General features: G+C 61.2%; 22 protein-coding genes. 4 read left to right on the top strand and 18 right to left on the bottom strand.

Going from position 1 to position 24,572, the window contains the following annotated elements:
* Positions 1 to 10 precede the first annotated feature (10 nt).
* Genes CORGL_RS05170 through CORGL_RS05180 form a run of 3 tightly spaced genes read left to right on the top strand, consistent with a single transcriptional unit; the run spans position 11 to position 2,217 of the window.
* Positions 11 to 829 (top strand): PTS mannose/fructose/sorbose transporter subunit IIC, encoded by an 819-nt coding sequence (locus tag CORGL_RS05170; protein ID WP_013708863.1) that lies wholly within the window; start codon positions 11 to 13, stop codon positions 827 to 829.
* A gap of 22 nt (positions 830 to 851) precedes the next feature.
* Entirely contained in the window at positions 852 to 1,769 is a 918-nt protein-coding gene (locus CORGL_RS05175; protein WP_013708864.1) for a PTS system mannose/fructose/sorbose family transporter subunit IID, read from the top strand.
* 55 nt (positions 1,770 to 1,824) lie between these two features.
* The gene (locus CORGL_RS05180; RefSeq protein WP_013708865.1) at positions 1,825 to 2,217 is read left to right on the top strand and encodes a DUF956 family protein; all 393 of its coding nucleotides are present in this window, start codon (positions 1,825 to 1,827) and stop codon (positions 2,215 to 2,217) included.
* A 5-nt stretch (positions 2,218 to 2,222) separates the two neighbouring features.
* Here CORGL_RS05180 and CORGL_RS05185 read toward each other — a convergent pair whose 3' ends face one another.
* The 12 genes from CORGL_RS05185 to CORGL_RS05240 form a co-directional block, all read right to left on the bottom strand.
* Positions 2,223 to 3,476, bottom strand: a complete 1,254-nt coding sequence (locus CORGL_RS05185; protein ID WP_172633578.1) for a glycosyltransferase family 2 protein — start codon at positions 3,474 to 3,476, stop codon at positions 2,223 to 2,225.
* 205 nt (positions 3,477 to 3,681) lie between these two features.
* Positions 3,682 to 4,734: an RluA family pseudouridine synthase gene (locus CORGL_RS05190; protein ID WP_013708867.1), complete on the bottom strand. Its 1,053-nt coding sequence runs from the start codon at positions 4,732 to 4,734 to the stop codon at positions 3,682 to 3,684.
* Complete coding sequence (lspA, locus tag CORGL_RS05195) at positions 4,709 to 5,269, bottom strand: signal peptidase II (protein WP_049777737.1); 561 nt, start codon at positions 5,267 to 5,269, stop codon at positions 4,709 to 4,711. The genes CORGL_RS05190 and lspA overlap by 26 nt, the downstream gene beginning before the upstream one ends.
* Positions 5,270 to 5,288: 19 nt before the next feature.
* Positions 5,289 to 8,093, bottom strand: coding sequence for an isoleucine--tRNA ligase (gene ileS, locus CORGL_RS05200; RefSeq protein ID WP_013708869.1), 2,805 nt, complete (start codon positions 8,091 to 8,093; stop codon positions 5,289 to 5,291).
* A gap of 458 nt (positions 8,094 to 8,551) precedes the next feature.
* Complete coding sequence (locus CORGL_RS05205) at positions 8,552 to 9,484, bottom strand: NYN domain-containing protein (protein WP_013708870.1); 933 nt, start codon at positions 9,482 to 9,484, stop codon at positions 8,552 to 8,554.
* Between the two features lie 18 nt (positions 9,485 to 9,502).
* A complete protein-coding gene (gene thiI, locus CORGL_RS05210) occupies positions 9,503 to 10,750 on the bottom strand; it encodes a tRNA uracil 4-sulfurtransferase ThiI (protein WP_013708871.1) in 1,248 nt (415 codons plus the stop codon).
* Complete coding sequence (locus CORGL_RS05215) at positions 10,751 to 11,032, bottom strand: DNA-directed RNA polymerase subunit omega (protein WP_041739262.1); 282 nt, start codon at positions 11,030 to 11,032, stop codon at positions 10,751 to 10,753.
* Between the two features lie 5 nt (positions 11,033 to 11,037).
* A complete protein-coding gene (gene gmk, locus CORGL_RS05220) occupies positions 11,038 to 11,607 on the bottom strand; it encodes a guanylate kinase (protein ID WP_013708873.1) in 570 nt (189 codons plus the stop codon).
* A 3-nt stretch (positions 11,608 to 11,610) separates the two neighbouring features.
* On the bottom strand, positions 11,611 to 11,919 hold the full coding sequence (gene mihF, locus CORGL_RS05225) for an integration host factor, actinobacterial type (RefSeq protein ID WP_013708874.1): 309 nt from the start codon (positions 11,917 to 11,919) through the stop codon (positions 11,611 to 11,613).
* Between the two features lie 200 nt (positions 11,920 to 12,119).
* Positions 12,120 to 12,845: an orotidine-5'-phosphate decarboxylase gene (gene pyrF / locus CORGL_RS05230; protein WP_013708875.1), complete on the bottom strand. Its 726-nt coding sequence runs from the start codon at positions 12,843 to 12,845 to the stop codon at positions 12,120 to 12,122.
* Between the two features lie 128 nt (positions 12,846 to 12,973).
* Positions 12,974 to 13,714: a nucleoside phosphorylase gene (locus CORGL_RS05235; protein WP_013708876.1), complete on the bottom strand. Its 741-nt coding sequence runs from the start codon at positions 13,712 to 13,714 to the stop codon at positions 12,974 to 12,976.
* Positions 13,711 to 14,937 (bottom strand): MFS transporter, encoded by a 1,227-nt coding sequence (locus CORGL_RS05240; RefSeq protein WP_013708877.1) that lies wholly within the window; start codon positions 14,935 to 14,937, stop codon positions 13,711 to 13,713. The genes CORGL_RS05235 and CORGL_RS05240 overlap by 4 nt, the downstream gene beginning before the upstream one ends.
* A gap of 606 nt (positions 14,938 to 15,543) precedes the next feature.
* On the opposite strand from CORGL_RS05240, the gene CORGL_RS05245 reads away from it, so the two are divergent.
* Positions 15,544 to 16,698, top strand: coding sequence for a PucR family transcriptional regulator (locus tag CORGL_RS05245; RefSeq protein WP_013708878.1), 1,155 nt, complete (start codon positions 15,544 to 15,546; stop codon positions 16,696 to 16,698).
* 57 nt (positions 16,699 to 16,755) lie between these two features.
* Here CORGL_RS05245 and CORGL_RS05250 read toward each other — a convergent pair whose 3' ends face one another.
* From CORGL_RS05250 to CORGL_RS05275, 6 genes are all read right to left on the bottom strand, one after another.
* The gene (locus CORGL_RS05250; protein ID WP_013708879.1) at positions 16,756 to 17,679 is read right to left on the bottom strand and encodes a dihydroorotate dehydrogenase; all 924 of its coding nucleotides are present in this window, start codon (positions 17,677 to 17,679) and stop codon (positions 16,756 to 16,758) included.
* Complete coding sequence (locus CORGL_RS05255; RefSeq protein WP_013708880.1) at positions 17,676 to 18,470, bottom strand: dihydroorotate dehydrogenase electron transfer subunit; 795 nt, start codon at positions 18,468 to 18,470, stop codon at positions 17,676 to 17,678. The genes CORGL_RS05250 and CORGL_RS05255 overlap by 4 nt, the downstream gene beginning before the upstream one ends.
* Before the next feature lie 81 nt (positions 18,471 to 18,551).
* A complete protein-coding gene (locus CORGL_RS05260; RefSeq protein WP_013708881.1) occupies positions 18,552 to 19,844 on the bottom strand; it encodes a dihydroorotase in 1,293 nt (430 codons plus the stop codon).
* Positions 19,828 to 20,772, bottom strand: coding sequence for an aspartate carbamoyltransferase catalytic subunit (locus tag CORGL_RS05265; protein WP_013708882.1), 945 nt, complete (start codon positions 20,770 to 20,772; stop codon positions 19,828 to 19,830). The genes CORGL_RS05260 and CORGL_RS05265 overlap by 17 nt, the downstream gene beginning before the upstream one ends.
* A gap of 2 nt (positions 20,773 to 20,774) precedes the next feature.
* Positions 20,775 to 21,359: a bifunctional pyr operon transcriptional regulator/uracil phosphoribosyltransferase PyrR gene (gene pyrR / locus CORGL_RS05270; protein ID WP_013708883.1), complete on the bottom strand. Its 585-nt coding sequence runs from the start codon at positions 21,357 to 21,359 to the stop codon at positions 20,775 to 20,777.
* Positions 21,360 to 21,665: 306 nt separating this feature from the next.
* A complete protein-coding gene (locus CORGL_RS05275; RefSeq protein WP_013708884.1) occupies positions 21,666 to 24,125 on the bottom strand; it encodes a SpaA isopeptide-forming pilin-related protein in 2,460 nt (819 codons plus the stop codon).
* Between the last annotated feature and the right edge of the window lie 447 nt (positions 24,126 to 24,572).

Raw genomic sequence — 24,572 nt, forward strand, 5'->3', positions numbered from 1 at the left:
AGGAGGCAGCATGCCACCGATCACCATTGCACTCATCGTCATCGTCGCCCTGCTCGCAGGTATGGGCGGCGTCTTGGACCAGTTCCAGTTTCATCAGCCCCTCGTCGCATGCTCGCTCATCGGCTTGGTGAGCGGCCATCTCGTCGAAGGGGTCACCTTGGGCGGGATGCTCCAGATGATAGCTCTCGGCTGGGCGAACGTCGGTGCCGCCATGGCGCCTGACGCGGCTCTCGCGTCGGTCGCCTCAGCCATCATCATGGTCCTCGCCCTGCCATCCGGCGGAACCTCGCCCACCGAGGTCGACCATGCCATCACCGCGGCGATAGCCATGGCGGTTCCGCTCTCTATAGCGGGTCTGTTCCTGACGATGGTCTGCCGCACCATAGCTATCCCGATAGCGCACATCATGGACGCGGCCGCGGTCAAGGGCAACTTTCGCATGATCGAGATATGGCAGGTCATCGCTATTCTCATGCAGGGAGTGCGTATCGCGATCCCCGCTGCGGCGCTTTGCTTCATCCCCTCCGCGGCCGTCGAGGGCATTCTGAGATCGATGCCGGATTGGCTCTCAGGCGGCATGGCGGTCGGCGGCGGGATGGTTGCAGCCGTCGGTTACGCCATGGTCATAAACATGATGGCATCCAAAGAGGTCTGGCCCTTCTTCGCTCTGGGATTCGCCCTCGCTGCGATCTCTCAGCTCACGCTTATCGCGCTGGGAGTCATCGGCGTCTCTCTCGCCCTGCTCTATCTCGGTCTCAAGCAAAGCGCTGAGGCCGGCGGCGGGAGCGCCACGGGAGACCCGCTCGGCGATATCTTGAACGACTACTGAGACCGCAGGAGAGTGAGATAACATGACGGACAAGACTCGGCTATCACGATCTGATCGATTCAAGATCGCCTGGCGACACCAGTTCCTCCAGGGATCTTGGAACTATGAGCGCATGCAGAACGGCGGCTGGTGCTATTCCATTATCCCTGCGATCAAAAAGCTCTACGGGGACAAAAACGACCAGATTGCCGCTCTCAAGCGTCATCTCGAGTTCTATAACACGCACCCGTACGTGTCGGCCCCGGTGATGGGCGTGACGCTCGCACTCGAGGAGGACCGCGCCGCCGGCACCGCGATCGACGATGCAGCCATCCAGGGTGTGAAGGTCGGGATGATGGGCCCGCTCGCCGGAGTCGGCGACCCGGTGTTCTGGTACACGCTGCGGCCGCTTCTCGGTGCCCTCGGTGCCTCCTTGGCATCAGGTGGCAGCGTCATCGGACCGCTGCTGTTCTTCTTTGCCTGGAATATCATCCGCATGGGATTCATCTGGTACACCTTGGAATTCGGATATCGCGTCGGCACGACCATCGCTCAGAATCTGAGGGGCGGTCTGCTCAGCAAGGTCACGCAGGGCGCGTCGATTCTGGGCATGTTCATCATCGGCGCCCTCGTGCAACGATGGGTCTCGATCTCGTTCACACCCGTCGTCTCGACCGTCAAGCAATCCGCTGGCGCGTTCATCGACTGGGACCACCTGCGCGGCGGAGCCCAGGGCATACATGACGCGTTGACGCAGTACAGTGTACTGGGCGCGGACGGTCTCAACGAGATGAAGCAGACGACGCTGCAGCAGAACCTGGATTCTCTCATTCCCGGTCTCGCCGCCGTTCTTCTGACGCTTCTCATATGCTGGCTGCTCAGAAAGCGCGTCTCCCCTATCGTCATCATCGTCGCGCTGTTCGCGATCGGAATCATCGGCCGCGTGCTGAACATCATGTAAGGAAAACAACGGGGTGCGGCGGCGACGGTAACCGAAGGGATGGAATGGACCTGCCATGGTGCAATCGCTTAACAGCGTCGTAGATCTCGTGATGCCGGCGACCTCGGGTGCGTTTGCCACCCGTGGCAACATCATGATCGGCAACCGAGCCATCGAGTTCTACAACAGTCGAAACCCGGCGGATTGCATCCAGATCCCGTGGGACGAGGTTGACCGCGTCGCCGCATCGGTCATGTTCAAGGGAACGTGGATTCCCCGCTTCGCCGTCCTCACCAAGTCAAGTGGAACGTTCTCCTTCAGCGCTCGCGACAGCAAGCGAGCGCTGAGAGCGATGAAGCGCTATATATCCGATGAGCGCATGGTCCGCTCGCTGAGCTTTCTCGATGTCGTGCGGCGCGGCGCGAGCAACCTGCTGTTCAACCGAAGAGGTCCGAGCAGTCAGGTGTGATCAGATCATGACGCCTGATGCTTCGACGCGCCGACCACCTGCTCCAGCGTGACCGATACCGCGTGCGGCGTGGGGACCCAGTCCACCTTCAGGAACAGCGCAGCGACCGTGATCGGCATATAGGTGAACATGAACAGCGGGAATGTGAACAGGTTCGAGATCACGCGCCAGCGCTTGGGACAGTGGATGTGCCTGCGCTCGAGCAACGTGGTGAGAGCGCCCATGATAAAAAATGACAGATACATGCTGACAAATGTCATCACAAGCGAGCCCAAACACATCTCGATCTCTGATTCGGTCACAAGAAAGCCTCTCGAGAGCATGGCCACGATGAGAAACGTTCCATTCGCGAGCACCGACATCAACGATAGCAGCATCGCGGGCCCGATCACCATGAGCAGATCATAGGCGGCGAAGCGGCGGAACAGCAGCATCGATTTGAACAGATGCCTGCCGTATGTGAAGAAGACCTGGTAGAATCCCTTCGTCCAGCGCATCCGCTGCTTCCAGGAAGCAGCGAAGGTGACTGGTTGCTCATCGTAGAACTCAGCGGGCGCGTATCCGATGCGAACGCCGTGGACCGCGCAGAACGTGGAGAACTGAATGTCCTCGGTAAGGGTGTGAAAGTCCCACCCATGCATCCCCTCGATGATGTTCGCGGCGACAAGATATCCTGATCCGGATACCGCGCACGATGTCTTGCAGATCATGCGCGCGTTGTTGAGAAATCTCGCCTCGCGAAGAAACCATGTCGCATAGGCTGCCGAGATCCAGGAACTTCCGAAGTTCTTAGAGTTGCGGTAGCTCGTGATGGCCATGAATCCCTGATCGAACGCATCGTTCATGACGCTCACATAACCTGACGAGATCAGGTTGTCGGCGTCGAACACGAAAAATGCCTCATGACGGCCCGGATACTCGGTCAGGATCCGATCGAATCCGTAGTCCATGACCCAGCTCTTTCCCTTGCGCGCGAGATCGTTTCTCTCATAGACGATCGCGCCCGCTTCGCGCGCGACGCGGGCGGTTTCATCGGTGCAGGCATCTGCCACGACGAAGATGTCGATCAGCTCAGAGGGATAATCCTGCTCTTTGATGGAGGTGACGAGATTCGCGATGACAGCCTCTTCATTGTGCGCCGCGATGAAGAAGCCATACCGATGCAGCCGTTTCGCAGGGGCGATCTTCACCTCTCCGCGAACCATACCAATGAAAAAGAAGACGATCTGGTAAAAAAGGCACACCAAAAAGAACACCATCACGAAAAGATTGAAGATCGCGATCGGTGTCAGTTCAAGAGGTATGAGCCGCACGAGAACACTCCATCGAGTCGAGGCCGTCAGACGCTGTAGTTGCAGACCATACCAGTGTAGTCCACAGACGATCTTTTGCACGTCGCGTACAACGAGGGGATACGGTGCTCCAGAGAAATATCTGAGAATGCACATGCGCGGCGCGGCGCGATCAGGGTTCGCGCGCTCCGAGGCGCTCGATGATTTCGGTGCCCGCATCGGTTCGACCGATCGAGCGCTTCGCGAGGTCGTCGAGTGAGGCTGCAAGGTCCCAGGGCAGCGTATCGGTCACCTCGACTCGCTCCCCGCTCACCGGATGCGTGAACCGCAGACGCCAGGAATGCAAGAACTGCCTCGTGAGCCCCAGCTCCGCGCGCTTCGATTTTCTTCCGTAGAGCGGATCGCCCACGATCGGATGGGATATATAGCGCATATGGACACGGATCTGATGAGTGCGCCCCGTGTAGAGATGGCACTCGATGAGCGTGTAGCCCTCATCACCCCGCGCGGCGTCGAATCGCTCGAGCACCCGAAACGTCGTGATCGCCTGCCGAGCCGCCGGATCGTCGGATACGGCCATCTTCAGACGGTCTCGGCTCGAACGAGCAAGGCCCGTATCGATCGTCCCGGCGTCACGGGCGATCACCCCGTGAACCAGAGCGATATAACGGCGATCGAGCGTGCGGAGCCTGATCAGGTCCTGCAGCGCGCGCTGGGTGGCATCATCCTTTGCTGCGAGCATGAGACCTGATGTGTCCCGATCAAGACGGTGGACGATGCCGGGACGATCCTCTCCCTGCAACGTTCCGAGATGATCGATGCCACAGTGATGAACGAGGGCGTTCGCCAGCGTGCCCGAATCGTGCCCGTGTCCGGGGTGGCACACCAGACCGCGCTGCTTCGATAGGACGATGAGATACTCGTCCTCGAAGCGAATATCGAGCGGAATCGGCTCTCCGGCGACGACGGCGGCCTCCACCTGCTCAGAATAAGCGAGGTCGACGCGCTGTCCGGACAAGACGATGAAGCTCTTCGAGCATTGCATCGCACCGTCGACGCTCACAGCGCCCCGCTCGATGAGACGGGCGCAAGCCGACCGCGTCGGACAGGCGCGCCGGCCACCGAGGTAGGCATCAAGCCGCTGACCGGCTTCGGTCGCATCCACGACATAGCTGAGCTCTCGATCGCTCACAGCAGCATCACTTCTCGTTGACCGATGAGCCATCGTCCTCGATATCCGAACGGATGTCTCGAGCCGCCTCATCTCGATCCAAGGCTCGCTGATTGGCCGGAGAGAGCTTCATGAACCCGAATAGCGCGACGAGAATCCCCAGAGTGATCCCGATATCGGCGACGTTGAAGATGGGAAAGTCCATGATTCTCACTTGAATGAAATCGGTCACGCTCCCGTAGAGAACGCGATCGATCGCGTTGCCGATCGATCCCCCCATGAGCATGCCGAGACCGATGGGCTCCAGACGCGACACGATCGGCGCGCGAACGAGATAGACGATTCCCGCCGCGCTCACGATCGCGGTCAGCGCAATGGACACGACACCGAGACCCGCACCCAAGCTGAACGCCATCCCCGTGTTGGCGGTCAGTCGAAACGACATGATACCGGGTATCATCTCGATGCCGCCGCGGCTCGCGAGCGCCAAGACCGCGGCGTTCTTCGAGATGCGGTCTGCAGCGATCAGCGATGCGGCGAGCAGCGCCGTTACAGCGAGACGCCGCGCGAGCGGCGGCCGCCGCGCCATCGACAGAGCCGGCAGCACCTCACACCCCCATCGCGTCCGCGCACCTGTCGCAGATGCGAGCGTGCTCTCCGTGGGGGCCGGTCGATTCGCGGTAGCGCCAGCATCGGTCGCAGCGCTCGCCTTCGGCGGCTGCGATCTCGATGGCGAGCTCCTCTCCGGCGACGAGCTCGACTTCGGCTACGATGAAGAACTCAGCCAGATCGGGAGCATCGGCTCCTGTGAGCAACTCGTGCATGGCCGCGGGCACGGTCGCGCGCACACGCACCTCCTGGCTTTTGGTGAACTCCCCGTCTGCGCGCCCGTCCTCGAGCGTCTTGGTCACAGCCGCGCGCAGCTCGAGAGCGGCTTCCAGAACCGGTGAGAGACTCTCGGCCTCGCCAAGGGAAAGCGGCGTCTCATACCATTCGAGCAGTGCAGCGTATGTCTGGTCGTCTCGGCAACCGGACGGGGCGAATGCCATGACCTCGTCTGTCGTGTATGCGAGAATCGGCTGCAGGTCCCGAAGCAGCATGGAGAGCAACTCGGACAGAACGGTCTGCGCGCTGCGGCGCGCGGGCGCGTCAGCGCGCTCGCAGTACAGGCGATCCTTGAGCGCATCGAGATAGACATTCGAGAGCTCGGTCACGACGAAGTCATAAAGCGTCCGGTAGACGCGGTTGAACTCATACGAGGCATACGCGCCCGTCACCTCCGCTTGGACCAGAGTCATCTTGGCGAGCATGAGCCTATCGAGCGGAAGCAGCTGCGCCACATCGACGGCATCCGTCTTCGGATCGAACTGGCCTTCCAGCTCAGAGAGCAAAAACCGAAAGGTGTTGCGAAAGCGGCGATAGGCGTCCGAGGTGCGCGCGAGGATGTCGCGATCACAGGCGACATCAGATGACGTATCGACCGAGGCGACCCACAGACGAACGATATCCGCCCCCATCTCCTCGCAGATGGCGTTCGGATCGATGACGTTGCCGAGTGACTTCGACATCTTCCTGCCCTGTCCGTCCAAGACGAAGCCCTGAGAGACGACCCCCCGGAACGGTGCCGTGCCCTCGGCGGCCACGCTCGTGAGCAACGAGGACTGGAACCAGCCGCGATGCTGATCGGATCCCTCAAGGTAAAGATCGGCGGGATAGCTGAGACCGGGCCGCTTTCGCAAAACGGCCTGCCAAGACACCCCGGAGTCCCACCAGACGTCCAAGATATCCTTATCCGCCTTCAAGCGATGAGAGCCGCATGCGGGACACGCGCACGCGGCCCCCAGATAGCTCTCAGGAGTCTCGGTGAACCAGGCATCGGAGCCCCGGTCGCGAAAGAGCTCGATCACGGCATCGAGCGTCTCGTCGGTCATGACCTTCTCGCCGCAGGCCGCGCACGTGTAACTCGGAATCGGTACGCCCCAGTTGCGCTGTCGCGAGATGCACCAGTCCGGTCGGCCCTCGATCATCGCGGACAGACGATTCGAAGCGTTGCCCGGATACCAGCGCACGCAGGTATCGATCGCCTCAAGGGCGCGGGATCGCAGATTCGCGGCGTCCATGGATACGAACCACTGATCCGTCGCCCGAAACAGCACCGGGTTGCCGCAGCGCCAGCAATGCGGATAGCTGTGCGAGATTCGCTTCTCGCCGACGAGCGTGCCGCGCTCACGCAGATACTCGATTATCTCGGGATTGGCCTCGTCGGTATCGAGCCCGGAGAACGGCCCCCCGGTACCGAAGCTCTCGCCTGAGTAGAATCGTCCGTCATCATCCACGGGCATGCAGATCTCCATGTCCTCGGCCATGCAGGCATAGTAGTCATCGACACCATGACCGGGTGAGTTGTGGACGATTCCGGTTCCCTCGTCCAGGCCGACGTAATCGGCGAGGAGCGCGATCCCCCGCACCTGATCAAAGATCGGTTGACGATAGCGCAGATGAAATAGGTCTTCGGCGACGACTCGATAGGGTCGGCCATCGACCTCAAGCGGCGTCAGATCCCAGCCGAGCTGCTCGCACACGCGCTCAGCGAGCTCCTCCGCCATGAGCTCGGCCCGTCCGGCGTGCTCGATCGCGGTATAGATGGCACCGGGTTTCAACGAGACAGCCTGATCGGATGGGAGCGTCCAGGGGGTGGTCGTCCAGATGATGAAATCAACCGGTCCGGAGAAGCCCTCCAATCCCTTCGGAGTATCCGTCAGCTCGAAGCGAACGTAGACCGACGGAGATGTCTCGTCGCCGTACTCTATCTCCGCCTCCGCGAGAGCCGTATGGCAGTGCTTGCACCAATGGACCGGTTTGTGGCCCCGGTAGATCATGCCTTGATCAAACAGGCTCTTGAAGACCTCGATATCCGCCGCGTCGTGCTCATGATGCAACGTGAGGTAGGGATTGTCCCAGTCCGCGAGCACGCCGAGCCGCTCGAACCCGGCTTTCTGGACCTCGATGTTCTCCACGGCAAAACGGCGGCACAGCTCGCGAATCCTCTCCACCGGCGTCCGGTTGAACCTCTCGGTGCCCAGCTTCTCCTCGACTCTATGCTCGATCGGCTGACCATGGCAGTCCCATCCCGGTACGAAGTGAACTTGTCTGCCTCGCATCATCCAGTAGCGATTGATCATGTCCTTGCCGATCTTGTTCATCGCGTGACCCATGTGGATCGGACCGTTGGCATACGGAGGACCATCATGGAGCACAAACGATTCCTGCTCGCTGCAGCGCTGCTGAGCCAGTCGATAGACGCGCGCCGACCGCCATGACTCAAGGCGCGCCGGCTCGGTCTTTGCAAGACTTCCGCGCATTGGAAAACCAGTCTTCGGAAGATTCATGGTGTGCTTGTAATCATTGCCCATGCGAGAGTTCCATCCTTTTCCAAGGGCACCGATGTGCCCGATCCCATCTGGTGCCGACGCGCGGTGACGAGAAAAAAACGCTCCGTCCCTCGAGCTGGGACGAAGCGCCTGAACACGTGCAAGACGAGATTCGCCCGCTCGCGACTGATACCCTTCGCTTTACCACCCAGCTCAGGTGCGCCTGGCACCCGTTACTCGGCTGGTCTGTGACGACGACCATCTCGGCGGCATCTACTGCGCTCTGAGAAACCCGAGCGGTTCGAACCGCGGCTCCGGGGTGATCTTCGCTGCGCCTGCGCGTACGGACTCGCAGCACCCGTCCGCTCTCTCATCCGTGCAGGGCGCATCTACTTGTCCCCATCACTGCCTGTGGCGTCAATGATACCACGTTCTCCCTTGGTGCGCGCACCGAGCATCGAGGCATGCGACGGGTAGGCACCAATGAAGCGCCGACTTGCTCAATCCTGTCGAAGTCGCAGATGAATCTGACGATGTCCCGACTCGCCGGAGGACTCGTCGAACTCGTAGGCGCCCAGCGACTTCAGAAAGGGAAGCAGTTTCTTGAAACCGTAGTTGCGGACATCGAAATCGGGCATGCGCTTGGAGAGCTGGTCTCCGAGACGTCCCAGAGAAAGCCAGCCCTCATCGTCTGAGAACTTGTCGATGACCGAGTTGATCGTCGTGCGAATCGTGCGCATGCGTCGACGCCTGTCGGCGCGACTCAGCTCATCGAAATCGGGCTCCGCGCTGTCCGGCTGCGCCGAGGCGAGCAGGGAGGGCCGTCGATCCTGCGCTCCCTGGCCGGGATGGGGTCCCGTGACGCGCTCGCGATCGCGCTCGCTGGACGCTCGTCTCCCGACACTCGAGCCCTTTCGCTGGTGCTTGCTGCGCGGTGCCTCCTCGACCTCTTGCTCTTCCTCGGCCGCCTCGTCTGCCTTCCGGGCCTCGAAGAGCAGATCAAGATACTTGAACTGGTTGCAGGCGGAGATGAACGGCTCGGGGGTCTTCTGCTCGCCCATGCCGATGACCTGCATCCCGCTTTCTCGCAAACGGGCGACGAGACGCGTGAAATCCGAATCCGAGCTCACGATCGTGAAGCCGTCGACCGTGCCGGAATACAATATATCCATCGCGTCTATGATCATCGCTGAGTCCGTCGCGTTCTTGCCGTAGGTGTAGCTGTACTGCTGCATCGGCAGAATCGAATTCTCGAGCAGACAGTTCTTCCACGATGCGAGCCGCGGGCTCGTCCAATCGCCGTAGATTCGCTTGTAGGTGGCGATACCGTAGTTTGCCACCTCGTCCAAAACGATCTTGATGTATTTATCGGATATGTTGTCCGCATCTATCAGGATCGCAAATTTCAGGTCGCTATCCAAATTGGCACTCATGGCTGCCTCTCTCGTATCCTATTCCATCGAGCTGTCTGCGCCTCGTTGAGCGAGCGAGCGATGGCGCTCGCGCAGAGCACGCGGCGGGCGGTAGCTGCCGCTCGTGAAATCAACGTATTCGATGGTATCCATCAGCTGCTCGAGCATCCCCTCATGATCGATGAGGTCCCAGCTGCGACGCACCTCGCACATCTTTGCATGGGTCTCTGGCCGACGCGGCATAAACAGCGTGCAGCAATCCGAAGCGGTCTCGCAGGAGATGTCGAAGGTGCCGATCGCCTGCGCTCGATCGATGATCTCCTGCTTATCCGAGCCGATGAGGGGCCGCAGGACAGGTATCGACACGACGTCGTCCACCGCCTGAATGTTCTCGAGCGTCTGCGAGGCGACCTGGCCGAGCGACTCGCCGGTCACGAGCGCCCGAGCCCCCTCGATGCGCGCCACGCGCTCGGCGAGCGCATACATCATGCGGCGGTACATGATCACGCGCAGGGCACTGGGACACGCCAATGAGATCGCGCGCTGACAGTCACCGAATGCCACGACATAGAGCCGGCCTATCTGGATGGCCGGCGCATAGGCAGAGATGATGTCCTGGCACAGATCCTCGCTCGACGCCGCCGTCTGAGGTCGACCGGAGAAGTGCACGGGAACGCAGACCGCACCGCGCCGGGAAAGCAACCAAGTCGCTACGGGCGAGTCTATCCCCGATGAGAGCAGCGTCACAACCTTTCCCGCGCTTCCGACGGGGAGGCCGCCCGCACCCCTTTCCGAACGCGCGTAGACGAACACCTCCCCTTGCACCACGAGGACGTTCACGACGGCATCGGGTTCGTGCATCCGCACTACCTTGTCGGGAAACGCCTGACACAGGGCATCTCCCACCTGAGCGTTGAGCTCGAGCGAGGACAGCGGGTAATCGGTATGCGATCGCCGCGCATGAACCTTGAACGTCTCAAATGAGCCGAACTCGGTGAGCGCGGCGATCGCGGCGCGGCAATAGTGCTGCGGAACGCGTCTCGTGCGGAAGGCGAGAGATACCCTGGCGACACCCGGCACCCTTGCGATCACATCGAAAGCTCGCCGAGCGTCGTCAGCATCCGAGAACGTCACGAGCACGTGCCCGGATATTCGAACGACGCGGTCCACGGAAAAGGCGGCAAGAGCCGCCTTTATCGTATCGATGAGCAAAGATTCGAAATGCGCTCGGTTCTTTCCCTTGAGTCCGACCTCATGGTAGTGGACCAAGCAGACGCGACTGGTCATCTAGACGTCTGCGGCGCGGTGGCCGAGTGCTTCCTCGAAACGCGGAAGATCAAACGAGATGTCACCATCGGCGATCTCATCCATCGCCATCGAGATGGTGTCTTTACCGGACAAAGCTATGGTGATGTCATCGACGTCCTGCACGGCGAGAACACGGCTGTGCTGACCGCGCAGCATGCTATTGATATCGCATGCGCGCTTGGAAGCGAGCGAGGCCAACAGGAATCGGTTTCGTTCGGTTTTGTCCAACAGCTCATCAATCGGTGGTTTGACGACTGACACGGGCATCATATCCTTTCGTTGCGTTTGATGATGCGGACGAGCTCCTCGCACGCCCGATCAAGATCATCGTTGATGACGACGGCATCGTATCGACCGACGAGCTGAAGTTCCCGCTCGGCATCGACCAGACGGCGCTCCAGCGTCGAAGCGGTCTCGCTGCCTCGGCTGACAAGCCGCCTTCTGATGACACCGAGACTCGGCGGCATGATAAAAATCAAAACAGCCTCAGGGAACTGTTGCCGAACCTGAAATGCACCCTGGGGGTCAAGCTCCATGATCAACGAGACGCCCAAGCCCAGACAGCGGTCGATCTCGCTTCTCAACGTGCCGTAGAAGTTTCCATGCACTTCCGCCCACTCTACGAATTCGCCGCCATCGATCAAGGCCGTAAACTTCTCGCGCGACAGAAAATAATACGTTTTGCCATCGACTTCACCTTCGCGGGGGGCGCGCGTGGTAGCCGAAACCGTCAGGCCCAAGCGAGGAAGCAGTGCGCGCGCATGCGCGACGAGTGTTCCCTTGCCTGCTCCTGACGGTCCTGAGATCACGAAAAGCGTTGATTCAGCGCAGTCCACTACTTACTTGGTGAGCTGGGCGAGCAGCTGCTCGCGCTGGCGAACTCCGAGCCCCTGAACGCGCCGCGTAGCAGAGATACCGAGCTCATCCATGATCTTGGCAGCCTTGGCCTTGCCGTAGCCGGGAAGCGACTCGATCAGGGTGGAGACCTTCATACGAGAAGCGATGGGATCGTCTGAGTTCAGAACCGACTCAAGCGAGATCGCGCCCTTCTTGATCTTCTCGCGAAGCTCGGCACGTGCATGACGGGCGGCAGCCGCTTTCTCAAGTGCGGCCTTGCGCTGCTCGTCAGTGAGCTGAGGTAGCGCCATTAGAACCTCCAATATCTACGTTTCTACTATCAAATCAGGTAGTCAAGCTTGGAAAACGGGCTAACCGACCTGCGAACCGCATCATAGGTTAGACGAACGGCGATCAAAGTTCAAGTGCACAGGTCTCAAGAAGTGCGGATATCAAGCTAATTCATAGAACGTTCGCTAAGTTTCAGCAGGTTAGGGGGCAACACATTATCTCAGGCGACATCGTCGACCAATTCGCCCACAATGGCATCGAATGCGGCAAGTGGATCATCCGCGCAGGTGATGGGCCTGCCGACGACAATGTGGCTCGCTCCTGCGCGCACCGCCTCAGCAGGCGTCGCGACACGGCTCTGATCCCCGCGAGCCGCCCCGCGAGGACGTACCCCAGGCGTCACGACAAGGGCATCAGGACCGAGAAGGCTGCGCATGGAAGCTGCCTCTTGGGGCGAGCACACCACGCCATCGATCCCGCTGTCATGCGCCAGACGCGCCAGGGCGAGCGCCTGCTCGGCGATCGGGCGCGTGACGCCCACGCGCGCAAGCTCTTCCTCATTCATACTCGTGAGCACGGTGATCGCCGCAAGAAGCGGACGCTTGCCCATGACATCGGCAGCCTCATCGGCGCCGCGGCGACACGCCCGCAGCATCTGCGCGGAACCGGCACCGTGAACGGTGATGAGATCCGCGCCGGAAAAAGATGCGCTTTTGACCGCCCGCTCGACTTGGAACGGAATGTCATGGAACTTCGCATCCAGAAAGACCTTGTAGCCGCGTCGCTTGAGCGCCATGACGAACGCAGGGCCCTCGTCGTAGATCAGCGTGATGCCGACCTTCATCCATCGCGCATGACCCTCCAGAGCTGTCGCCAAGGCGAGTGCCTGATCCGAGCGGCAATCGAGAGCAACCATCACCTTGTCCTGAGCATCACGAAGCTCCACCGTATCCTCCTTGCGAGCGCGTTCACGCAAAACGTCTGCGATTCGCAGTATAGCATCGGTCGAGCTCTCAGAGAGCGATCCGGTCCGATAGCGGGCGAACTGCGAAAGAAGAACAGGAACGAGAGCGGCTATCGGGCGAGCACGCCGCGAAGCACCGCCGTCGCGGCGCGTTGATGCACGCGCCTGTAGTCCTCCTCGTCGGTCCACATCTCGTTTCTTCGACTGACATGAACGACCAGGGAGTTGGCCACCGGCACGCTGTAAATCGAACCAAGCAGATAGAGCGCCGCGGTCTCCATCTCGCAATTCAGGATACCGCGGTCGGTCCAGTATTTCATGAGCCCCGGATCCGGTCGCAGACGCGATTCGAATCCCTGCCGCCTGCCCTGACCCAGATAATAGGTCTCGGACGTGAGACCGACCCCGATATGGGCGGTGATGCCGTCTGAGTCCATGGCGCAGCGGATGGCGCTCAGAAGAAGCGGATCGGCGACTGCGGGATAGGTGCTCGGCACATATGAACTCAACATGCCCTCGGAACGAGCCATGCCCGAGTTCATGATGATCTCCCCCGGTTCGATACCGTCCTGCCATGCCCCGCATCCGCCGCAGCGCACGATCGCGCGCGCGCCGTTCTCGATGAGCTCGGTGACGGCGATCTCGGTCGATCCGACTCCGATGCCGGTCGAGCAGATGGATACCTGCGTTCCTTCGAAGCTGCCCACCGCCAGCGAGAACTCGCGGTTTTCGCTCACCACCTCGGATTCATCCCATGTCGAGCTGATGAGGGAAACGCGACCGGGATCGCCCACGATGATCGTCGCATCACCGAGCACGCCCTCGGTCAGACCTTTCAGATGAACGCTCATGATAGCTCCTGTTCCGTCGATGAGCCTGTCTTCGCCTTCGTCATGTTCAGCGTGAGGACGCAAAACAGGGAGATGATGTACATGATCGCGAGAAAGGCCATGGCCGCCCTCAGCGAGAACGATTCGAGAAGAAACCCGATCACAACCGATGAGAATCCACCGACCGCCCGACCGATGTTGAATATCGTGTTGTTCGCCGTCGCCCGAATCTCGACTGGATAGAGGTTCCCGACGATCGCACCGTAACCCGCGTTCATACCGTTGCAGAAAAAACCGACGAGCGCGCCGCCGATCAGCATGACAGCAGCGCTTCCCGCAAACGAATACGCGAATACCGCGATCGCGGATGCGATGAGAAACAGACCATAGGCGACCTTCGCGCCGAGCCTATCCATGATCTGGCCGAACACGATCATGCCGATCGACATGCCAGTGATCGTGGCGATCATCCATAGCGAGGAGCCGGAAACACTGAGGTTGAGCCTTCCCTGGAGGATGGCCGGCAACCAATTCATGAGACCGAAGTATCCTGCGACCTGAGCAGTGGCCATGATCGTGAGCCGGATCGTCGTCGTCGCTCGGCCCCTTGAGAACAGATCTCGAATCGATGGCCGGCCCTCGGCTGTCCCAATCGCCCTCTTCCATGCGTCACCCTCTCTGAGCGCGAATCTCGCCCAGATCGCCAAGAGCACAGGGAGGGCGCCGAAGGCGAACAGTCCGCGCCAACCCAACACCGGGACTATCAGCGCAGCCGCGATGGCAGCGATGATGCTGCCGATCTGCCCGGACACCGTCACATAGGACGTGATCCTGCCGCGCTGCTCCCTCGAATAGGCATCGGCGATCATGGACATGACGACTCCGTATTCGCCTCCGGCGCCGACACCGACGAGAAAGCGGAACAGGTAGAGCATATTTACGCTGCTCGATATCGCACCGAGTCCGGTGGCGAGCGAAAACAGCGCGACCGTGGCCGCGAAGACCCGCGTCCTTCCGCAGCGATCGGCGAGCGTGCCGAAGATGATGCCGCCGATGAGCATGCCGATGTTTGTCACCGTTGAGATGAGGCCACCGGCCGCACCGCTCAGCCCGAACTCCGCGATCAACGTCGTGAGCACATATGAGAGCAGCATGGTGCTCATGGACTGGGACCCCAATCCCAACATGGCCGCAGCGAGCGTGGTGCCGCGCCGCGCAGCGGATCGGCCCGCGTCAAAGCTCATGTTTCCTCCTGTCATCATCATGGGGGTTCAATCAACAAGGTTCTGCCCCTCAGGCGGGGGCAGGCATCCGAACAGTCTAGGGCAATGCCAAAACGCCGTATATGGACGGGTAACCAGAAACGGCACGTACCGACTGTACGTTTCACCTCAGATTCTGAAAACGATGCCGCCGAGCTAGCTAATCATGAAAAAACCGCGCAGATGGAAAAGCGCTGCGTACGATGCTAAGACGAACCCCCTTATGCATTATAATACGAACCCCCTTGTAAAAGAAAGGTGACATCGCATTGCATAAGGGTTACCCTTGGTAGTCCTGCCCCGACAGAACTGCCACTAAGCAGGAAAAGAGCAACAATTGCAACTCAAGTGCAATTGCTCTGAGGAGGTATCCGATTTGAGTGAACGGAATGTATCTGGGTTTTTATCAATATAGATAGCAGATTATGTGCCATTGTTTATCCCACGGGTATGTAAAAATATGGCTAAACATCGCGCTGGGATAGCAATCCATAAAACACTGCCCTGCACTATGGGGCGATGTGATGTTTCGAGTCATTTGCTGACGCATTTCTTTATTGTGTGTGTTTTTTGGAGGAAAGGGAAATCATGCTGACCTTACACAGCCTGTTACACGACATATCTGCACCCATTGAGCCGCTGAGTGACATCTGGAACGCCTCAAAGGTGATCCGCTCCGCCACGGTTGTCGAATCTACCGAGACGACTGAATGGTTCCGCGGGGGCGCGCTGCTCATGGCAGATCAAAACGTGCTTGCCAGCATGGGGGAGACGGCGGAGTTCATCACCGATCTCTCCGAACGCCGATGTGCGGCTCTGGCTATAAGGGGAACAAGGGGGTCAGAAATAATCCAGCGCATTCTTGCCCAAGCCAATCAGGCGCAGCTGCCGTTGCTTCTCATCCCTGAGGGTGTTTCTTTTTTTGAGGTCCTGAACCCTGTCAACAGAGAGATCGGCAACGATCAACGGGGAGCCTATTTCACGCAATGCGCGATGAAGCAGCTTCTCCAAGCGGGCGATGCGCGATTGGAGAATGTGAAGGTGCTCGGTCTCGATCATCCCGACGAGCTCGGACTGATCTTGTTTCGCACGGAGTTCTGCACCGATCTCCTCATGTCACAGGATGTCGAGAGCGAGACGGTCACGCTGATCGATCGCTTCGAAGACTCGGTCACAGACGCCTGCGAGTATCTGAAGAGCACGGGCCTCGCCGCGGACTACGCGGTCGTCAACGAGCTGAATGAGATCTCGATGGCGTTGTTCGTTCAGTTCTCGATCGATTACAACCAGCTTATTTCGTCATTTGAAAAGCAGATCGACACCGATGGAACGTTTCACTTCGGAGTGAGCGACATTCGTCCGCTCACCCAAGCCGAGGAAGCCTATGAGCAAGCTGACTTCGCATATCGCAACGGCAGCTTGCTCACGGGGCCGACGCCGATCTGCCGATATCGCGACGTTGAGTTCTACCAGCATATCAACAAGCTCAGCGAGTCACCCGAGACCGACGCGTTCTTCGCGCACACAGACGTGCTGGCCGACCATCCTCATCTGCTCAAGACGCTCACCACATTCTTTGCAATGAATGAGCAGTTCAAACCGACGAGCAAAAAACTGTTCATTCATGTGAACACGCTGAGATACCGCTTGGAGCAGATAAAAAAGCTGACCGGACTGGATTACACCGTGACATCGGAGAAGGTCTGGCTGTTCCTCGGCTCCCTCCATATCAACGAGATGTAGCCGGGCTTGTGCTCGGAGCCCACCGAGCACAAGCCCGGCGCGGACGAGAGACTCGCGTTATGCCTCGAACGCGCCGACGAGCTCGTTGATATCGCTCACACCCTGTCTGTCCGCCCACGCCTCAAGCTCTGCGAGGATGCGCAGGGAAGCTCCGGGATCCACGAGGCTCGCCATCCCGACGGCAACTGAAGTCGCACCCGCGAGGATGAACTCGGCTGCGTCGGCACCGGTCATGATGCCTCCCACGCCGATGATCGGAATCCGAACTGCACGGAAGGCCTCCCAGACCATTCGGACCGCGATCGGGTGCAGCAGCGGTCCCGAGAGTCCGCCGGTGGGTCTGCTGAGTCTGGACCTGTGCGTCTCGATGTCGATTGACATACCTGGGATCGAATTGATGATCGTCAGGGCATCCGCACCGGCATCCTCGACCGCCCGCGCGATCTCGTCGACGCGCACGGGCGCCATCTTCACGAGAAGGGGCCTGTCGCAGACCCGTCGGCAGGCGCGCACCACTTCGGCTGCGGCCTCGGGAGTCGAGCCGCAAGCGATGCCGCCCTCCGCGACATTGGGACAGCTCACATTGAGCTCGAAGCCGGCTGCCCAGGGACACAGCTCGCAGAACAGCTCAAGGGCGCTCACGTATTCAGCGGTCGAGTGTCCGGCAACCTGGCAGATGATCTGCGTTCCCTTGCCCGCCAAGCGCTCGAGATAGGTTCCCGATTGCTCGACGAAGCCCCTGACGCCCGGGTTCTGCAATCCGACGGAGTTCATCATCCCTCCCGGCACTTCTGCCATACGGGGGGCGGGGTTGCCCGGCCAGGGCAGCGCCGCGCACCCCTTGGTGGTGATGGCCCCGAGCGCGGAGACGTCCATCAGGGAATCGAACTGCCATCCGTAACCAAACGTGCCCGCCGCCGTGCTGACGGGGTTTTTCATCTTGATGCCGCCCACGTCGACGGCCATTCTGACCGCACTCACCAGACCACCACCTTTGAAGCATCGAACACAGGGCCGCACATGCACGCGCCCTCCATTCCCTCGGTCGTCTCGACGTTGCAGGTGCCGCAAGCGCCGAATCCGCAGCTCATCATACGCTCCAGCGAGGCCTCGCAGTAGGTGCCCGCTTCAGCTGCCGCAGCAGCCGTCTTGCGCATCATCGGTGCCGGACCACAGGTGGCCACATAATCATAGCCACCCGCAAGGAGCATATCGGCTGCGGGGTCGGTGCAAAAGCCGCACAGGCCAGCCGTGCCGTCATCGGTTGACACGCATACGGTTCCCGCGCCGAGGTAGCGGAACTGCTCCGCTCCCACGAGCGTCTTCGCCGACATGCTGCCGAGACACACATCGAAGGCGATGCCGCGCTCGTGGAGCTCATGAGCGAGACAGAGCACCGGCGGCACACCGATCCCACCGGCGACGAGCAGCGCCCGAGTCGTCGAGTCGGGCACCGACCAGCCTCTGCCCCCCGGGCCGAGGAGCGTAGAGGTCTCCCCCGGTTTCATCCTCGACAAACGTCTCGTTCCATCACCCACGACGGCGTACCACATCACGATCGATCCCGCGTCGATATCTGCGCGCACATAGCTCAACGGAATGCGCAAAAGCGACATCGCGTTTCCGGGAACGGCGACATTCACGAACTGTCCGGGTGAGATGGCGCGCGCGAGCTCGGGAGCCGCTATCTCGATCGAGAAAATGCGCTCAGCGATGCTCTCGTTCGAAACGACCTCGAAATCATGCACGCGAGCAGGAGAAGGCGTTGGCATGCGCGCTCCTAACCCCATGGTTCAGCATGGTCAAGACGGATTTCACGCGGTACGGGGTGCCGCGCACGACGAACACCCATATTAGCAGATGGCACCATCGGCCAACGTCGGTCGGCCGGAAACGAACACGTCAACGGCACGACCGGTGAGCTCCGTTCCGGCAAATCCGCAGTTTTCGGCTTTGGACTGGTAGCCATCGCGCCCGAGCGTCCATGTCAGATTCGGATCGAAGACCGTGACGTCTGCAGGGCTTCCCGCGGTGATCGAGATCGAATCCACGCCGAGGATCTCGCGGGGCCTGATCGACATCAGCTCGACCATGCGCGCATATGAGATCGTTCCCGGACGGACGAGCTTGCTGATCACGAGCGCGAGAGAAGACTCAAGACCCGTCATGCCAAATGGCGCCAACTCGAATTCACGCGCCTTCTCCCATGCCGCATGGGGCGCGTGGTCGGTCACGATCGCATCGATCGTCTTGTCAACGAGACCCTCGACGAGCGCAGCCGCGTCCGCAGCCGTGCGCAGCGGCGGGTTGACCTTGAGATTCGTATCGTACGTGCCGTCCAGGTCATCCTCGGTCAAGAACAGATGATGCACGGTCGCCTCGCAGGTGACCGGGATGCCCCGGGCCTTTGCCGCGCGCACCAGCTCGACGCCGCGCGCGGTCGAGACGTGCTGGATATGAAGACGCGCGCCCGTGAGCTCGGCTAATCGTATGTCGCGTGCGATCTGAAGCTCCTCGCCGGCGGCAGGCCATCCGAGCAGACCGAGCTTGGTCGAAGCGACCCCTTCGTTCACCTGGCCGTCTCCTACCAGATCCTCATCCTGACAGTGGCTCATGAAGACCTTGCCGAACATCTTGCCGTAGTCCATCACGCGCCGCATCATGCCGGCGGACTGTACGCCGCGGCCGTCATCGGTGAACGCCACGGCGCCATGAGCGACCATGTCACCCATTTCGGAGAGTATCTCGCCGCGCTCCCCTTTCGTCATCGCCCCGCAGGGATGCACGCGGCAGTGACCGGCCGCCCGCGCTCGGCTGAGAACGAACTCGATCACGCTTGCAGAATCGCTGACCGGATCGGTATTGGGCATGGAGCACACCGCGGTGAACCCGCCAACTGCGGCGGCACGGGTGCCGCTCTCGATGTCCTCCTTGTGCTCATAGCCCGGCTCGCGAAGGTGGACATGCATGTCCACCAGTCCCGGCACCAGACAGCATCCCGTGAGGTCGAGCTGATCATCACTGTCGCCGCCTTCAAGCCGCTCTCCGACGCGCTCGATGCGCTCGCCCGCGATGCGCACGTCAAGCACGCCATCAAGACCGCAGGCCGGATCGATGACATGGGCGTTCCTAAGAATCAAGGCCATTTTCGGCACCTCCAAGCAGAAGAAACAGGGCGGCCATGCGCACGCAGATGCCCGCGTAGACCTGGTCGAGGATGACCGAGCGCACGGGGTGATCGGCCATATGCGAATCGAACTCGACCCCTCGATTGATGGGACCGGGGTGAGCGATGAGCGCGTCGGGGCGCATCAGCCGCTCTCGGGCGCGTGTGAGACCGTAGAGTCCGTGGTACTCCCGCAGACTCGGGAAGGGTGCCCCCTCAAGGCGCTCCTTCTGGATGCGCAGCATGTAGACGACATCGAGATCCGGCAGGACATCGTCCAGATTCAAGTTCACATGGTCGACGCCGAGAACATCCGGGCACGCCGGCATGAGCGTGCCCGGGCCCACGACCGTGACCTCGGCGCCCATGATCTTGAGTGCCGGGATGAGCGAGCCGCACACGCGCGAGTGACCGATATCGCCGACGATGCCGACGCGCAGCCCCTCGATGCGGCCTCGATGCTGCCAGATGGTATAGAGGTCGAGAAGCGCTTGCGTGGGATGTCCGTGCTTTCCGTCGCCAGCGTCGATGACTGAAGCCGGCGAGTGCTGGGTGATGATATAGGGGGCGCCGGCGTGCTTGTCGCGCACGATGATCATGTCGATCTGATAGGCATCGAGCGTCATGACCGTGTCGATGAGGCTCTCGCCCTTGACGGTCGAGGTCGAGGAGCCGCCGCAGTTCAAGCTGTCAGCCGAAAGACGTTTCTCGGCGAGTTCGAAGGAGCTGCGCGTGCGCGTCGACGGCTCGTTGAACATGTTCACGACCGTCTTGCCCTTGAGCGTGGGAACCTTTTTGATGGCTCTTCTGTTGACCTCGGAGAAGGCTTTTGCCGTCTCAAGCAGCGTCATGATGTCGGTGTCGGAGTACTCGGCTATATCGATGAGATGCTTGTGATCGAAGGACATGCTCATTCACCTCCCAAGGGAGCGGAGCCGACATGGGCACCGGGCTCGACCTCGAAGATCTCCACCGCGGTGCGATCGTCCACCTCTCTCAAATAGAGTCGCACGTTCTCGTCGCGGGAAGACGGCACGTTCTTTCCGACGAAGTCCGGGCAGATCGGGAGCTCGCGATGGCCGCGATCGACGAGCACCGCCAGCTCGATGCGGCTGGGACGCCCCAGATCCATGATCGCATCGAGGGCGGCGCGGATCGTGCGGCCGGTGTAGAGGATATCGTCCACGAGCACGATGCGCTTGCCATCGACGTTGAACGGAACATGCGTCGCGTGCACCGCCGGCGCGAAGTTCGTCATATAGTCATCGCGGTAGAAACTGATATCCAAGCTTCCAAGCAGGATCTTTGCGTCCTCGATCTGTTCCATCTCATGAACGAGCTGCTTTGCGAGCAGATCCCCGCGGGTCACGATGCCCACGAGAGCAAGATCGCGGGATCCCTCGTTGCGTTCCAAGATCTCGTGCGCGATGCGCGTCATCGCGCGATTGACGGCGACCTCATCCATGATGATCGCCTTCGGGGTGGACGTGCCCATCGGTCTCCTTTCCGTTGCAGGCGACCAGAGGCCGCCAAAAAAATGGACATCCGACCGTGGGCACGGTGAGACATCCGGGAAAAGGGCTCTGGACGAGCTATGTCATAGTCCTTGCGGGTATCTCGTACGCGCTTAAAGGTCTCCCCTATTCTAGGTTATCGATGAGCACCGTCAAGAGCGCGTCCGTGTCGAATCGGATCACCGCAGCTGCGCGAGCTGACTCCACGGGATCGTCATCGCCATGATGATGTGGACGCCAGGTTCATGTTGACCGCATCGATCAGAAACCGACCTTCCGAGTCGATCTCACCTCCGCCTGCGCGCGAGTCCGGCTGTCAGCGCGCGCAGCCCGCAGGCCAACGCGATCGCGGCGCCGCCGCCCTCCGCTACGGTGAGCGGCGAGGAGGCCCCGGCTGAGGGAAGCTCCGGGGTACGGGTGTCCGCCACGGCGACGCGGAAGGAGCCGTCGGGGCACACCGGAGCGGGCGAGCCCTCATCGGGGTAGCGGCCCTGCTCGTCGGCGACGAACACGGTGACACCGGAGGTGTCGGCGACGATGCGCCAGGGTCGGGTGGCCAGTTGGTAGCCGGACGGGGCGCGCGTCTCGCTCAGCAGGTAGGTCCCGTGTCTGATCCCGGCGATGAGCGCGACACCGCTGTCGTCGGTCTCGGCCGTGCGAGCGGTGCCGCCGCCTTCCGGCTCCAGCGAGAACCCCGCGCCGGCCAAGGGCGCGCCACCTTCGGCGTCGGACTTCTCGATCCGAAGCGTCACCGTGGGGATCCTCGTGTTGATCACCGTGATCGCGGCCCCCCGTCGAGTGACGGCCACCTCGTATCCGGCCCGCTCCGGGACGAGACCCCCGACCGATACCTCCCGGGCTGTGTAGGAGATCTCCCCGGTTGCGGCGGTCGCGGTCGGCATGCCCGCGAGCTCGACCGACCAGCCGCCGGCGGCGTCGAGCTGGCGAGTCCCGAGGACGCCGGATGCGCCCGGCTCGGTTCCGCTCCAGCTGAGCTCGACGACCACCGCGGCGCGCTCCGCCTCGGCGGTGTCCGGCCATGACTTGGAGACGCGGAGGTCCTCAACAGGCGCGCCGTACTCGTTGACGAAGGCGACCCGCGTCTCGACTCCGCCGATGTCGACCTCGGCGGAGTCGGACAGGCTAAGCGCTCCGGTGCCGACGCGCACCTGCGCGGCCACCGTGGTCGAGGCGACTGCGTATCCCCGCTCGGTCAGGATCGTCCGGCCGGTGGCGGCCCGCGAGAGCCGCCAAGTGCAGGTGACCTCGTCGACGTCCTCGTCCAGGATCCCCCCTGCCGGCGTCGTCTCCGTGGCGTTGGAGAAAGTGAGGGCCGGCAGGGCGCCGGAGCCCGACTCGATCGAGAACGACCCGGCTAGATCGATCCGATCCCGGCTCGTCAGGCGCGACAGCCCGGTGAGGGTCTTGGTGATCGTCAGCTTGCCGGTCGCCGCGCTCACCTCGTTGGTCGCCGTCACCGTCTGGGGGCGCCCCTCACCAGTCGCATCGGGGCGTCTGGCCGTCGCCGAGCCGTTATCGCCGCCGGTCACATCGTTGGTCCAAGAGGTCGAGAACGCCGAGGGATCCCGATCCGGTGCCCCGGTCTCGCTGAAGCGCACCCGTGTCCCCTCGGGCAGCCCGCGAATCGAGACCGCGCGATCCGGCAGCGCCGCGATGCCGGTCATCTCGCCGCGAGAGGGATCGGCGGCGTCCGGGGTCACCCTGAGCTCGGTCGCGCCGTCGGCCAGACCGCGCGCCGGATAGCTGGGATGCAGAACTGCGCCGGCAGGCAGCTCGAGGTGGGCGGAGAAGGTGAACGGCTCGCTGCGGTAGCGGTCGGCGTCGGCACCGGAGAGGCGCTTCACGAGGCCGACCTGCGCCGTGCGGGAGACATAGACCGTGAAGATGGAGTGATGGGGATCGCCGCCGTCCCATGACAAGCTCATGGAACCGTCGTGGGCGCGCGTGTAGTCATATGTCGCGAACGGGTGGCCCGGATCCGCCTTCTCGGTGGAGCTCCAGGGATCGGTATCACCCTGATAGGCCGCTTTGTACGCCTCGATCCTTGTGATGTGATACTGATTCTCGTCGATTGCATCTACTGTGATGTTCTGAACACCGAGGTTGTTGCCAACGTAGTACATTGTATCGCTCTTGGCGATCTGCTTGCCGGAGTCAGCATCGATCACCTCGGTGATGACCGCACAAGGGGTTGGGCTCGAACTGGTCGGAGGGCAAAAATACTGAAGGAACCACTCCGAGACACGAAAGTGCAAAATCGGATTCTTGGAATCGACGAGCGTGTCCTGCAGGTAGTAGAACACGAACTGCAGGCCGCTCCCGTCGCCGTGCACCCCGGTCCACTCGCCTGTCTCCTCGGGCATGAACTCGATCTGACCGTCCGCGGCCACCCTGATACGCGCTATGTCGGTGCCCGTGCGCGATTGAGTATTTCCGATATTACCCTGGAGGGGGCCGTAGTCTATCCCCCCATCCTTGCCCTTCAGGCTGAGCTTCCAGAATGTGAAGTCTCCTTCAATCGTGCCGTCGCCATTCCAGTAGTTGCGAGGCAGCTTCGCTATGTCCTCGATTACGGCACCTGACTCCCCTTTCGCATTCGCGAGATCAACCTGAAAAGGATCATGCAACCTGTCTGCGCCGTAGCGGATGGCGCTGAGCGTCGTAATCCCTCGAACATCGCGTGGACCTGCATCATCTGAAACCCGATCGGGTGCGTTGCCCGCCACGCCGCCCTCTGAAACGGAATCTTTGTCGGCCGCTGAACTCGCATGCCCGGCGGGTGCTGTGCTGGACTTGCTGGCAGGCTTCTCTCCAGCCTCGGATGCGTTCGCCTTCGCAGAGCTGTCTGCGACGCGACCAGAAGCGGCTTGATCAGCCGAATCGTCGACGCCGGGTTGGTCCTCAGTCGACCTCAGGGAAGAGTTGGACCCCCCCCCCGATCACGGGGGTATCGGCGAAGCCGGAGGAGAGCAGGGTCGCGGCGCAGGTGATCATGATGAGGAGGATGACCAAAGCGGTCATTGGGCGACGATGCGCAATCTTTTTATCGGAATCCTTCGTGCCATGTGAGAGAGGTTGGAGCCACCGTCTCATGATCGACCTCCACGTAGGCTTCAGCCTGAGCCTGCTATCTTCCTATGCGAACACCAGTACGGCAAAGCCGTATCATCGAT

It is taken from the genome of Coriobacterium glomerans PW2 (assembly GCF_000195315.1).
GTDB lineage: Bacteria > Actinomycetota > Coriobacteriia > Coriobacteriales > Coriobacteriaceae > Coriobacterium > Coriobacterium glomerans.

Bases quoted from the DNA above. Each gene is read 5' to 3' on its own strand.
- CORGL_RS05265 (WP_013708882.1), bottom strand. From the start codon at position 20,772: ATGTCCTTCGATCACAAGCATCTCATCGATATAGCCGAGTACTCCGAC.
- lspA (WP_049777737.1), bottom strand. From the start codon at position 5,269: ATGGCGCGGCGGCCGCCGCTCGCGCGGCGTCTCGCTGTAACGGCGCTG.
- thiI (WP_013708871.1), bottom strand. From the start codon at position 10,750: ATGACCAGTCGCGTCTGCTTGGTCCACTACCATGAGGTCGGACTCAAG.
- CORGL_RS05190 (WP_013708867.1), bottom strand. From the start codon at position 4,734: ATGGCTCATCGGTCAACGAGAAGTGATGCTGCTGTGAGCGATCGAGAG.
- CORGL_RS05170 (WP_013708863.1), top strand. From the start codon at position 11: ATGCCACCGATCACCATTGCACTCATCGTCATCGTCGCCCTGCTCGCA.
- CORGL_RS05235 (WP_013708876.1), bottom strand. From the start codon at position 13,714: ATGAGCGTTCATCTGAAAGGTCTGACCGAGGGCGTGCTCGGTGATGCG.
- CORGL_RS05240 (WP_013708877.1), bottom strand. From the start codon at position 14,937: ATGAGCTTTGACGCGGGCCGATCCGCTGCGCGGCGCGGCACCACGCTC.
- mihF (WP_013708874.1), bottom strand. From the start codon at position 11,919: ATGGCGCTACCTCAGCTCACTGACGAGCAGCGCAAGGCCGCACTTGAG.
- CORGL_RS05180 (WP_013708865.1), top strand. From the start codon at position 1,825: ATGGTGCAATCGCTTAACAGCGTCGTAGATCTCGTGATGCCGGCGACC.
- CORGL_RS05175 (WP_013708864.1), top strand. From the start codon at position 852: ATGACGGACAAGACTCGGCTATCACGATCTGATCGATTCAAGATCGCC.
- CORGL_RS05185 (WP_172633578.1), bottom strand. From the start codon at position 3,476: ATGGTGTTCTTTTTGGTGTGCCTTTTTTACCAGATCGTCTTCTTTTTC.
- CORGL_RS05245 (WP_013708878.1), top strand. From the start codon at position 15,544: ATGCTGACCTTACACAGCCTGTTACACGACATATCTGCACCCATTGAG.
- ileS (WP_013708869.1), bottom strand. From the start codon at position 8,093: ATGGGCAATGATTACAAGCACACCATGAATCTTCCGAAGACTGGTTTT.
- CORGL_RS05205 (WP_013708870.1), bottom strand. From the start codon at position 9,484: ATGAGTGCCAATTTGGATAGCGACCTGAAATTTGCGATCCTGATAGAT.
- pyrR (WP_013708883.1), bottom strand. From the start codon at position 21,359: ATGGGCACGTCCACCCCGAAGGCGATCATCATGGATGAGGTCGCCGTC.
- CORGL_RS05260 (WP_013708881.1), bottom strand. From the start codon at position 19,844: ATGGCCTTGATTCTTAGGAACGCCCATGTCATCGATCCGGCCTGCGGT.
- CORGL_RS05255 (WP_013708880.1), bottom strand. From the start codon at position 18,470: ATGCCAACGCCTTCTCCTGCTCGCGTGCATGATTTCGAGGTCGTTTCG.